Here is a 12,554-nt window from a genome sequence, read left to right on the forward strand (position 1 = left end):
GTAGAGCCCTCAGGGACGAGTTAATGGCGTGTCACTGGGGAAGCAATGACAATTAATGCGTAATTAATGCGCATAACTCAACTGTCTTGCTTTGGGGAAATAGCTTTTTAGCTGAATGAATTGTGTAAGGGATAGTTAAGATTGGCATTGTTGCACCAGTGTCCCTTGGCGATATGGTCGCCCATTCACATCTGACCCATAGGGAGATGGGGAATGTACTGTGATGTCTGGAACATTATTGACCATGTGATCGCGACATTTGTACATCCTTTTACATCAGATCTCGTCGAGTCTGTAGGGGCACTTCTTGTGAAATAATTTTTAAGTTACCACCATAAATCACAGGCCATTTAATAATCTGTGCTCATACGGGCGGCGAAGCCTTTGATGGTATTTAAGCAATTCTGCCATGCGCTCTCATTATCCAAATTAAGCAGCAGTTGGGATTGACGGTAGTTTGGCGTCTCTAAGGTCACGGCCAAGCTCCTGCGTTGCTCTGCGGTGCTGAGTGATGCTGGGTGGCCATCCGGCGATTGAATATCCAGAATGGGCATAGTGAGTTTGGCCAGTTTTTCGGCCAAGGCTTGATTGCGTTCTTCATCCTCACTGTAGGGGTTGATCACTATCAGTACATCGGGGTTGGCAATTTTCTTTTGACTTAAAAGGCTGATTAATAACTCGGCACTTTGGTCGGCGGTAATTAACACTCTTTTGCCGGGATAATCGGCCCCAACTGTCTCTAACTGAGACAGGCTTTTAATGAGAAAGTCCTCCTGTTCGAGCAAATGTTTACGGCTGTTTTCAGGGAGGATTTTTGGGGCTGGGTTTATTGGATGGCGTGCTGAGTTGTGCCGCTCCTGGGGAGGCGACTTCCTCTGCTGCGGTGGCAAAGTTTGGTGCCGGTGGCTCAGTGGGGGGCGTGAGGCTCAAACTCGCCCAACCCGCGGGATTAATATTGCGCCGCACAAAGGCCATTAGTCCTGGCGAATCTGCCGTGCCATTGGTGGCGGGTAAAATAATGCTGGCACCCAGTTTTTTTTTGCCCTCCCATGGGCGAACTAATAGCTCAAAGGGTTGGTTGTCTATGGTGATTTGTTTGACTTCTTGATTGGGTAAATAGTTTCTTTTGGGCTTAAGGGCTGGCGTTTCAGTGGGCGTCGCAGGTTTTGTCTCTGGTTCAGTCTCTGGCTCTGCACTCAGGCAGGGTAAAGTGATTAGGCTGAAGGAAAGGCCAAATAAAATAGGGAAGATGCGCGCCATAGAATAGATAACCACCTGTGTAGTCTTATAAATTCACTTAGGCTGAGTATAATCTTTTAGTTAGCAAAACGCCCAGTCTATTGGCTGGGCGTTTTGCAGAACATCGAAGGCGCGATCCGTGTTATACGTGACTCACGAGTACCATCCGAATCGCATCGAGTTGTAGCTGAGTATCATCGAGGTAGTTAGTGAGTTCCTGCATTTGATTGCGCAGGTAGGTTAACTCTTCCTCACGGATATTGGGGTTAACCGCCTTAAGGGATTCTAAACGATCTAACTCGCCCGTTAATTGTGTGGTCATTTTCTCGCGGGCCTGAGTAATGAGATCATCCACAGCGAGCTGGGCATATTCCTCACCCTTAGCAAATAACGGGTGCAGGATTGGCTGTGATGCGGTGACCAACTTACTGCCAATATGGCGATTCACTGCGCTCAGTTGTTTATCAAAACTGGCGTAATCCACCTTAGCGGATAAGTCATTGCCATTTTTATCCAGCAAGATGCGCACGGGTGTCGGCGGCAAGTAACGGTATAACTGGCTCGATTTGGGTGCCGAAGCATCGGCCATGTAGATGAGTTCTAAGAATAAGGTGCCCGCTGGCAGCGCCTTGTTCTTGAGAATCGCCACGCTAGTGGTGCCAGTTTCTGAGCCTGTGATCAAATCTAAGCCCGTTTGTACTAACGGATGCTCTTGGGTGATCAGCGCAATATCATCGCGCGATAGCGCAGTGTCACGGTCAAAGGTCACTGTCACGCCATCTTCTGGCAAGCCAGGGTAGGTTGGGAACATCATGTGTTCACTCGGGCGCAGAATGATCGCGTTCTCACCCTTATCTTCTTGATCTACGCCGATGATATCCCATAAACGTATTACCGAACCTATCAGCTGAGTATCCTGATCACTCTGGGCTAAACGTTCGACAATGGCCTTTGCCTTCTCGCCGCCGTGGGAGTTGATTTCCAGCAGCTTATCGCGGCCTTGCTCCATGGCATGCTTGAGTTCTTTATAGCGGGTTTGGGTATGGTTGAGCAGATTGGTCAGCTCGTCACTATTGTCACCCACAAGCACGTTTAACAGATCTTCGGCAAATTCACTGTAAAGCACATGGCCGCTTGGGCAGGTCAGTTCAAAGGCATTTAGCCCTTGGTGATACCACTGCATTAGACGTTCTTGGGCGGTATCTACCAGGTAAGGTAAGTGAATTTGGATATCATTTTTCTGGCCGATACGATCTAAACGACCGATACGCTGCTCCAATAGATCGGGGTTTAGCGGTAGATCGAACAGTACTAAGTGGCTGGCAAACTGGAAGTTACGTCCTTCAGAGCCGATTTCAGAGCAGATTAACGCCTGGGCGCCACCTTCCTCTTGGGCAAAGTAAGCGCCGGCTTTATCGCGCTCGATAATCGACATACCTTCGTGGAATACGGTTGTTTGAATACCTTCACGGGTGCGTAGGGCTTCTTCTAGGCTCAGTGCGGTTTCAGCACCGCTGGCAATGATCAGCACCTTTTTGCTGCGGTGTGACTTTAAGAATTCGATTAACCAATCCACTCGGGGATCGAAGCGCCACCAACTGGCACTGTTATCTTCAAATTCTTGATATAACTTTTCAGGGCTCAGGGCTTGGGCTGCTTTAGCTTCTAAGGTTTTATGGCCGCCCATCATACCGCTCACGCGCATGGCGGTGAGGTATTGTTCTGGCATGGTCTGGGGATGCGGATTAAAGAATCGCTGTGGAAACCCTTTTACCGAGGCGCGGCTGTTACGGTAAAGCACGCGGCCAGTACCGTGGCGGTCGAGTAACTCCTGCAGCAATTCACTGCGGGCGGCCTGCTGTGCCCCGCTGTCGATACCATCGGCTTGGATTAAACGAATACTCGGCGCTATATCTTTCTCGCTGAGCAATTCGGTCAAGCTGTTGATGGCCGCATCGGGCAATTTTGCCTCGCCCGCTAAGGCTTCGGCGGCAAGTGCCACTTCTTTGTAGCTGTGTTCTTCGGTTAAGAAGGCATCGTAATCGTAGAATCGATCCGGATCGAGCAGGCGTAAGCGGGCGAAGTGACTCTCATGGCCCAGTTGATCCGGCGTTGCGGTTAACAGCAAGACGCCGGGGACAACTTCACTTAAGGCTTCAACCACTTGATAGGCGCGGCTTGGGGCCTCTTCGGTCCATTCTAAATGGTGGGCCTCATCGACGACTAATAGATCCCAGTCGGCATCGAGGGCTTGATCGAGGCGCTTTTTCTTACGCAGTAATTCGAGTGAACATATGACTAATTGTTCGGTATAGAATGGGTTGTCGTGGTCGGCATAGGCCTCGACGCAGCGGTCCTCATCAAATACAGAGAAGCGCAGGTTAAAACGGCGCAGCATTTCCACTAACCACTGATGGCGCAGAGTATCGGGCACGATAATCAGAATACGTTCGGCGCGGCCGGTCAGCAGTTGTTGGTGAATAATCAGACCCGCTTCAATGGTTTTACCTAAGCCCACTTCATCGGCCAGCAGTACCCGCGGCGCATAACGGCGGCCGACTTCATGGGCAATCCACATTTGATGCGGGATAAGCCCCACGCGCGGACCTTGTAAGCCCAGTAAATCAGAGGTCGCGAGCTTATGGCGCAGCATTTGGCATTGATAACGCACGCCAAAACGGTCGAGACGGTCAATTTGACCGGCGAATAAACGGTCTTGGGGTTTATTGAAGCGAATATTGTGGTTTAGCAGGGTTTCACGCAGGGTAACTTGCTCGCCTGTCTCACTGTGAGCGCCGTGGTAGATCACTATGCCATCTTTCTCGGTCAATTCACTGACCGCAAGGCTCCAGCCTTCGTGGCTTTCAACCGTATCGCCGGGATTATAGATGACGCGCGTCAGAGGGGCTTCTGCTCGGGAGAACATGCGGTTCTCACCCGTGGCAGGGAATAATACAGTGACCATACGGCCTTCTACTTGAACCACAGTTCCTAAACCAAGCTCTGACTCGGTATCACTTATCCAACGTTGACCTAAGGCGAACGGCATCTTAAATTCTCATTTCTAGGCGGACTCTAACAAAGGGCGCGTATGTTATACCAATACTAGGGATATTTAAATCGCCCTCTCACCCGTTAGAGCCTAATTCTCCAAGTGGTAGATTACAAATTGAACGACTAAGAAATTGTTGAATGGGTTATAACAGCATTGTCATGCTAGTGTCATATTCGGGGCGATACACTGCCTCGAGTCTGTGAGGTAAACAGGGCCGATGTATTGTTATCTACTGAGTTTAGTGCCAATATCAACTTAAGGTTTCAGTATGAGTAAAGTGCTATCGACTTGAACCTTATCATCATTTTTTGCCATATGCTCAACCAGTAATAGGAGCCGTGTTACTTTTATTGAGACTCAAAAGTGTGTTTAAACTTTAATGAAGCACTCTGGAGGCGCCATGGAACAAGACGACAGAAAGTTGTTTGTACTGGATACCAATGTGTTATTACATGAACCTTTGGCGATCTATTCGTTTAAGGAGCACGATGTAGTCATTCCGATGACAGTGCTCGAAGAGTTAGACCAGATAAAAGATCGAAAGAGTGATGTGAGTCGGGATGCTAGGGTCGCCATCAGGGCACTTGAAGATACCTTAGGTGGTGATACCACTCCGGAGCAGATTATCAACGGCGTACCTTTGCCCAGCCGAGAGGGACATGCCGATGCGATAGGATCGCTCTCAATCTTCCCCGATCACCTCGTCGATTTTACCTTAGGCGCCCTGCCGGGGGATGGCAACGACAACCGCATTATCAACACGGCACTCCATCTACAGAACCTCCACCATCCACGCACCGTAGTCTTAGTCACCAAAGATATCAATATGCGTCTCAAGGCCAAAGGCGCTGGCATTCAACTGGTTGAGGATTATCGCACCGACCAATTGATTGATGATATTCGCTTCCTCAGCAAAGGTTTTTATCAGTTTGAGGGGAATTTCTGGGAGCATTTAAACAAAGTGTCTACCGAACGCCACGGCAGACATACAATCCATGAAGTGCCAATTAAAGACTTAGATAACGATCAATTTTATATTAACCAATATCTTATCGATACTGAGTCGGATTTCTGTGGTCGAGTTACCGAACGTAGCAGCACCCATCTGCATATTCTCGATTTAGGCCGTGAACGGATGAAAAACCTCGAGGCGTGGGGGGTTAAGCCTAAGAATGTTTACCAGGGAATGGCGCTGCAAGCATTGCTCGATCCCGATATCGATCTGGTGATCTTAACTGGACCTGCCGGTTGCGGTAAAACCTTGCTCGCTATGGCGGCCGCCCTAGAACTGGTGGTTGAGCGTAACCGCTACGATAAGGTGATTGTGACCCGTAATACCCCAGAGATCGCCGAATCTATTGGTTTCCTACCTGGCACCGAAGAAGAGAAAATGATGCCCTGGCTGGCGGCTATTACCGACACCTTAGAAGTGCTGCATAAGAATGATGTGAATCCCACGGGCAGTTTGAACTACATTATGGAGAAGGCAAATATCCAGTTTAAGTCGATCAACTTTATGCGCGGGCGCTCGATCCAAAATTCCGTCGTCCTATTGGATGAGTGCCAAAACCTCACCGCCTCGCAGATCAAAACCATGATCACCCGTATGGGCGAGGGGACAAAACTGATTTGTTGCGGTAACTTAGCACAGATCGACTCTAATTATCTGACTGCCGTTACTTCGGGGCTGACCTATATAGTCGAACGTTTTAAAGACTTTGAAGGCAGTGCAAATCTGTACCTCAACGGTGTCGTGCGTTCGCGCCTCGCCGAATACGCCGAAGAGCACTTATAAGTCTATCGGTAAGCCTGTAACAAAAGGTCTCATCTTTGAGGCCTTTGTTTTTCGCTCAACTTTTCTTTTTTAATCGACTTATCATGGGCATGGGCGGCATTCGACCGATAATTATTTGATGTGATTGGTGGTTTCTTCCTGCTAGTATATTAGCCCAATAGTTTTTGCCGCCGATGGCTAAAATCAAGCGCTGCAAGCAAGGGTAGTGGATGAAATCGAGTGAGCCGGATCTCCAACTAAAATCGCCGATCCAGAAGAATTACAACCGTGCCGTTTTTTATACGTACATTGGCGTTATTGTCATGTCGTTATTAACCGCATGGATGTTTTTCGATCGTCAGAAAACCCAACAAATGGAGCAGCGTGAGGAACAGGTTGAGCGCCATGTGCTGCAAATCGACTTGTTACTCGAGTCGAGTATTCGTGCGGTAAAGAGTCTACGGGACGTTGCCGTCGATCATTTACGTTTAGGTGAGTTAGTCCGTAAAGAGCGCTTGCCTCAATATGGCAAATTTAACGAGAGCGGCCAGTATTTTACCTTAGAACCTAGCTACGCTAAGGGTGGCAAACCTTTTACCAACATGGGGAGGATCACTGGGGCGGGGTCCCTCGATGGTCGTAGTGACAAGTTTTATCAAGAGCTGGAGATGTTGTTTGAACTCTCTTTGTCTTTCCCTGTCGCCAAAGAAGCGGCCCCCAAGGCCTCGGCGATTTACTATCTTTCCAGACAAAAGATCATGTCCTATTTCCCCTGGACCAATGACGAACAACGCTTTCGAGATGAGCTGCTCAATAAGAAACAATTCCAGTATGCCACCCCGGCGATGAACCCACAGCGCAGTGTATTCTGGAGTGAGGCCTATGTGGACTCCACGGGCAATGGGCTGCTGACGACCTTAGGTGTGCCCGTTTACCTTGAGGATGAATTTATGGGGTCAATCAACTTAGATATGACCTTGGCCTCGTTGGCGCGGCAAATTCGGGTCTATTTTAAGATGCCGGGTACTGTGATCTTGCTCGATCAGCAGAACAATATTTTATCCCACAGTGACTTCGATAGTTCCGACATCAATCGTGTCTATCACATCAGTCAACGTATTCCCTCCGAATTGCATTCTTTGCCCGAGTCTGAATTGTTCGATGCCCACGAAGGCATTATCCGCAACGGCTACTATATCCACTCGGTTGCTCTGCATAATGCACCTTGGCGTTTGCTGTATTTACAGGATGAGGACGATCTATTCCAAGACTCGTGGGAAAAATTACAGCTGACCTTTATTTTGGTCGTCATCGCACTCTCTGTGCTGGTGACCATAGTGCATTGGCAGACTCGCCGCTCCTTCGTGAGCCCTGCATCGCGGCTGTTATCACACCTTGAGGGCTGCTCCCAAGAGCCCCGTAAGCCACCGGAGAAAATTACCCATGGCTGGGAACCTTGGTTCCTATTGGTCAGTCGGATCTTCGAGGAAAACAAACAATATACCCACCATCTGGCCGAGCAAAATAAGCGGCTCGATAAGTTAGTGGCGCGGCGTACCGAACGTTTAAAAGACACTACTGAGCGGCGTGAACGTGAATATGCATTGCTGCGATCCTTACTCGATTCAATCCCCGAGGCGATTGTCTTTAAAGATAAAGAAAGTAACTACTTAGGTTGTAACAAGGCGGCGGAGCGCATGCTGGGTTATACCGAGAGTGAGATGATAGGTCTTTCTTCGGAGGATTTAACTTCGCCTGAAATGGGCATACGTATTCGCGCCGAGGATGAGCAGGTGCTCAAGGATCGAACACCTCTACGCTATCAGGAAAAGGTTGAACTGGCGGGTAAGCCCGTGTTGCTCGATACCTTAAAACTGCCATTTTATAACCGCCGCGGCGAGCTGCAGGGCTTGATTGCCGTATGGCGTGATGTGACGCGGGAATACGAATCCGCCGAGCAGTTACGGCTCTCCGAGGAGCGCTATCACTTAGCCATGGACGCGGTGGAAGATGGCCTATGGGACTGGTATCTCGATTCGGAACAGATCATCTGTAACCCCGCTTATTATTCTATGTTGGGGTATAAAACCAATGAATTCCCAGCCCTATTGTCGGCAATTGATCACTTAACCCATCCGGATGATCGTATTCGGGTGGAGGAATACCGTAATCAATACCTGCAAAATCCCGTCGATGCCTATGAAATAGAGTTTCGTATACTGGGTAAAAATGGCAGTTATCATTGGGTGCTTTCCCGCGGCCGGGTGGTCGAGTTTACCGCCGATGGTCAACCTAAGCGGATGTTGGGGACACATAAAGATATTACCCGTCAGAAGAGTAACGAGGTGGCATTGCTTGAGGCCAAACAAGACGCCGAGCTAGCCAACCTTTATAAGAGCGAATTCTTGGCGAATATGAGCCATGAAATACGCACCCCGATGAACGCCATTATTGGTATGTTGCAGCTAGCCCAGCGCACCCCGTTAACGGCGCAGCAAAAGGACTATCTTGAAAAGGCGGGATTCTCGGCGCAATCACTGCTACGGATTATTAACGATATCCTCGACTTCTCTAAGATTGAAGCGGGTAAACTAGAACTTGAGCGGGTGCCATTCCCACTGGATAAAGTGCTCGATCATGCACTCGATCTCAATGCGCTTAAGGCACAGGAGCAGGGCGTCGAGTTACTCTTGTATGCCCCAGTGACGGCGGGACTCATTCTTAAGGGCGATCCACTGCGTTTGGGCCAAGTGCTGATTAACCTGTTATCGAATGCGGTGAAATTCACCCAATCGGGCGAAATCGAACTGGGTTGTGAAGATGTCGGCGAGCGCGATCACCGCATTACCCTGAAATTCTGGGTACGTGATACAGGCATTGGTATTAGCAAAGATCAGCAGGAGAAACTGTTTGACGCCTTTGCACAGGCCGACGGTTCGACGACCCGTAAGTATGGTGGTACAGGTTTAGGCCTGTCGATCAGTAAGCATCTCGTGTCTATGATGGGCGGCAAGATGCAGGTACAGAGCGAGCTTGGGATTGGCAGTACCTTCAGCTTTACCATCAGCTTTGAAATTGCCGAAGAAGCGAAGGTTGAGCCGCTAGTCGTACCTGAAAAACTCAATAATCTTCGTACCTTAGTGGTCGATGACAACCCGACTGCCCTGCAAATTTATTCCGCTGTGATGCGGGATTTCCACTTTGAAGTCGACACCGCCGCCAGTGGTGCCGAGGCCTTGTATAAGCTGTCACGGGATCCCATCGATTTATTGCTACTCGATTGGATGATGCCTGAAATGGACGGCGGTGATGTGATTAGCGCCATAGATACTATGGTGGCCGAGGGGCGTATCCCTAAGCGACCCATCATTATTATGATGACGGCCTACGCGGCAGAACCCTTGCAGTATGAGGTAGATAGTGCCAATGTGTTTGCCGTGCTGCAAAAGCCCTTTAAGGCATCGAGTCTGTTCGATGAAATCATCGCGGCCTTCGCCGATGAACCTAGATTAAACATGGTTCAACCTATGGCTGAAATCGAGTCTGAAGCAGGCGAGCACACGGGATTAGTGTTATTGGTGGAGGATAACTTTATCAACCAGCAAGTGGCGACCGAACTGTTAAAAAGTGCGGGCTATGAAGTGGTGCTGGCGGATAACGGCCAAATTGCCCTAGATATTATCGATTCGCGCCCATTCGATGCGGTATTGATGGACATTCAAATGCCAGTAATGGATGGCTTAACGGCGGCAAGGGCGCTGCGGGAGCGTTATAGTGCCGACGAGCTGCCTATTATTGCTATGACCGCCCACGCCATGTCGGGTGACAGGGAAAAGAGTTTAGCGGCGGGTATGAATGCCCATATTACTAAACCCATAGTGCTCAATGAATTATTTGAAACCTTAAACCACTGGATCAAACACAAACATCAACACAGTTAATCTGAGCTCGGGGCCATTGATGGCTCCGCGTTATTTGCGCGATAGAGTATTGGGATTGCCAGTGGTCTCTAGAGTTAATAATGCCGCCAGCCGAATAGGAGGAAAGATGAAACCCCAATGTTTAACCTTAGCCTTATCCATAGCGCTATTAGGATTTCCTACCGAGACTGTCGCCGCTACCGTGCCTAGCGCCAAGATCATTAAGCAGAGTCAAGAGGCGAAAGGATTTCTTAATCTCTATTACGACGAGTCTCAGGGAGAATTATACCTTGAGGTCAACCGCCTTAATCAGCCTTTCCTATTGGTGACTAGCTTACCCGAAGGGGTCGGATCGAACGACATTGGTCTCGACCGTGGTCAACTTGGGCAAACTCGAATGGTACAGTTTGAGCGCCAAGGTCCCTATGTGCAGTTGAAGCAACTCAATACCCAGTATCGCGCCAACACCGAGGATCCCGCCGAGAAAAGGGCGGTTGAGGAGGCGTTTGCCGACTCCGTCCTATGGCAGGGTAAAGTGCTTGAAGGTAAGCCGGATCTGGTGGCGATTAACGATCTGGTGCTCAATGACTTACATGGAGTCGCTGCCACATTACAACGCACGGCACAGGGAAATTATCGCCTCGATTTGAGTCGTTCGAGTCTCTTACCTGCAAGAGTGAAATCCTTCGCTAAGAATGCCGATGTCGATGTGCAGTTGACTTTCAAAGGCGATACCGTGGGGGCAGAGGTCGCCAAGGTCACCCCCGATGGATCCCTAGTGTCGGTGCGTGTGCGCTATTCCTTCGTTGAGCTTCCCGACGATGGCTATCAGCCTCGGACCTATCACCCTATGAGTGGCTATTTATCCGATGAATACCGCGACTATGCCACGCCCTTTGACCAACCTTTAGTGCAGCGTTTTATCCTGCGCCATCGTTTACAGAAGATTAATTCCGGCCCGGCGCCGAGTAAAGTGGTTAAGCCTATTACCTATTACCTCGATCCAGGAGTTCCAGAGCCGATCCGCTCGGCGCTGCTCGATGGTGCGCGTTGGTGGGAGAGCGCTTTTTCCCAAGCGGGTTTTATCGATGGCTTTAAAGTCGAACTACTCCCCTTAGATGCCGATCCCCAGGATATACGCTACAACATGATCCAATGGGTGCACAGGGCTACACGGGGTTGGTCCTATGGTGCCGCGCTGACCGATCCGCGCACCGGTGAAATCATTAAGGGCCATGTCACCCTTGGAAGTTTGCGTGTGCGTCAGGATTATTTGATTGCAAAGGGGCTCACCGCTGGCTGGCAAGATAGAGCGGCGGCCGAAAAAGCCGCAACCGAGTTGTCTTTAGCCCGGATTCGTCAACTTGCTGCCCATGAAGTGGGCCATACCTTAGGGTTAGATCATAACTTTGCCGCCTCCACCAATCAGGATGCCTCAGTGATGGATTACCCCCATCCTAAAATCCAACTAAAGGGCAATGATATTGATATTTCAGCGCCCTATACCACAAGTGTTGGACCTTGGGATAATTTTACGATCGCCTATGGTTACAGCGATGAAGGGGATGAAAATGCTCAGAAAACTCTTCAAACTCAGCTGCTTGCTGAGGTTGCAAGGAAGGGATTACGCTATATAGGCGAGGCCGATTCCCGTCAAAAGGATGGTAGCCATGCCTATGCGAGTTTGTGGGATAGCGGTGATGATCCTATTGCCCAGTTAACACAGCTCGATAGGATCCGCACTAAGGCGATTGAAGGTTTCTCCAGTACGGCGTTATTAGCCGGTGAGCCTCTAGGGCAATTGACCGATGCTTTTGCTCCGATTTACTTACTTACCCGCTATCAGATCGATGCCGTTGCTAAGTTTATCGGTGGAACCGACTATAACTATCAATCCATTGGTGAAGGGAGTCGCTGGAGCTATATTGCGCCGCAGTTACAGCTCACAGGGTTAGATGCATTACTGAACACCTTAGATGCGACCCGTTTAGCCTTGCCTCAGCCTTTGCTCGATACCTTAGTACCCAGGGCGGGGAATTATCAGGCATCACGGGAATCCTTTGACTCAGGTTTAGGTGTGCAAACGGATCCCTTAGGTATGGCGGAAGTCTTTAGTCGTCATACCATTAGCCTGTTATTGATGCCTAAGCGTTTGAATCGTGTGAGCCAAGCGTCGATGGCGGATAATGAGCAGTTATCCGTGACAGTTTTGCTCGATAAGTTATTTGCCGCCACTTTATATCAAGAGGATAAACTTGGGCTGGTTGAAGGTGTGTGGATGCGGGTTAATGCAGTGGTGATTGATGAACTGCTTGCGACTCTGCACTATTCCGAGACGTCACCGGAGGTCAAAGCCACGATTAACGATCGCGCTCAATTTGTGATTAAGCAATTAAAAGCGAAGGCGAATCGGGCCAATGTAACGCGGGCTGCCCATTACACTTGGCTGCTGCAAGGGCTTAGTGCTGGGCTCGTGGATCCTAAGGCAAGGCTGATTGCTCAGCCCCTTACCCTACCTCCGGGGTCGCCTATCTAGCCAGGAAATAAAATACGTGAAATAGGCGTA

Annotated in this window: 4 protein-coding genes and 1 pseudogene; 3 read left to right on the top strand and 2 right to left on the bottom strand. The window is 49.5% G+C overall.

The features are described 5' to 3' along the window. Nucleotides 1-350 precede the first annotated feature (350 nt). Nucleotides 351-1,260: pseudogene (locus tag SOHN41_RS20610) on the bottom strand (DUF3530 family protein). Between the two features lie 121 nt (nucleotides 1,261-1,381). Further along, nucleotides 1,382-4,288 carry an RNA polymerase-associated protein RapA gene (rapA, locus tag SOHN41_RS01130; protein ID WP_007644582.1) on the bottom strand — a complete coding sequence of 969 codons (2,907 nt, stop codon included), beginning with the start codon at nucleotides 4,286-4,288 and terminating at the stop codon, nucleotides 1,382-1,384. A 406-nt stretch (nucleotides 4,289-4,694) separates the two neighbouring features. Here rapA and SOHN41_RS01135 point away from each other — a divergent pair, with 406 nt between their 5' ends. The 3 genes from SOHN41_RS01135 (at nucleotide 4,695) to SOHN41_RS01145 (ending at nucleotide 12,524) form a co-directional block, all read left to right on the top strand. Beyond that, nucleotides 4,695-6,089 carry a PhoH family protein gene (locus SOHN41_RS01135; RefSeq protein WP_007644584.1) on the top strand — a complete coding sequence of 465 codons (1,395 nt, stop codon included), beginning with the start codon at nucleotides 4,695-4,697 and terminating at the stop codon, nucleotides 6,087-6,089. Between the two features lie 209 nt (nucleotides 6,090-6,298). Beyond that, entirely contained in the window at nucleotides 6,299-10,009 is a 3,711-nt protein-coding gene (locus SOHN41_RS01140; protein ID WP_007644585.1) for a response regulator, read from the top strand. 106 nt (nucleotides 10,010-10,115) lie between these two features. Then, nucleotides 10,116-12,524 carry a zinc-dependent metalloprotease gene (locus tag SOHN41_RS01145; protein WP_007644586.1) on the top strand — a complete coding sequence of 803 codons (2,409 nt, stop codon included), beginning with the start codon at nucleotides 10,116-10,118 and terminating at the stop codon, nucleotides 12,522-12,524. Nucleotides 12,525-12,554 lie beyond the last annotated feature (30 nt).

Source organism: Shewanella sp. HN-41 (assembly GCF_000217915.1).
GTDB lineage: Bacteria > Pseudomonadota > Gammaproteobacteria > Enterobacterales > Shewanellaceae > Shewanella.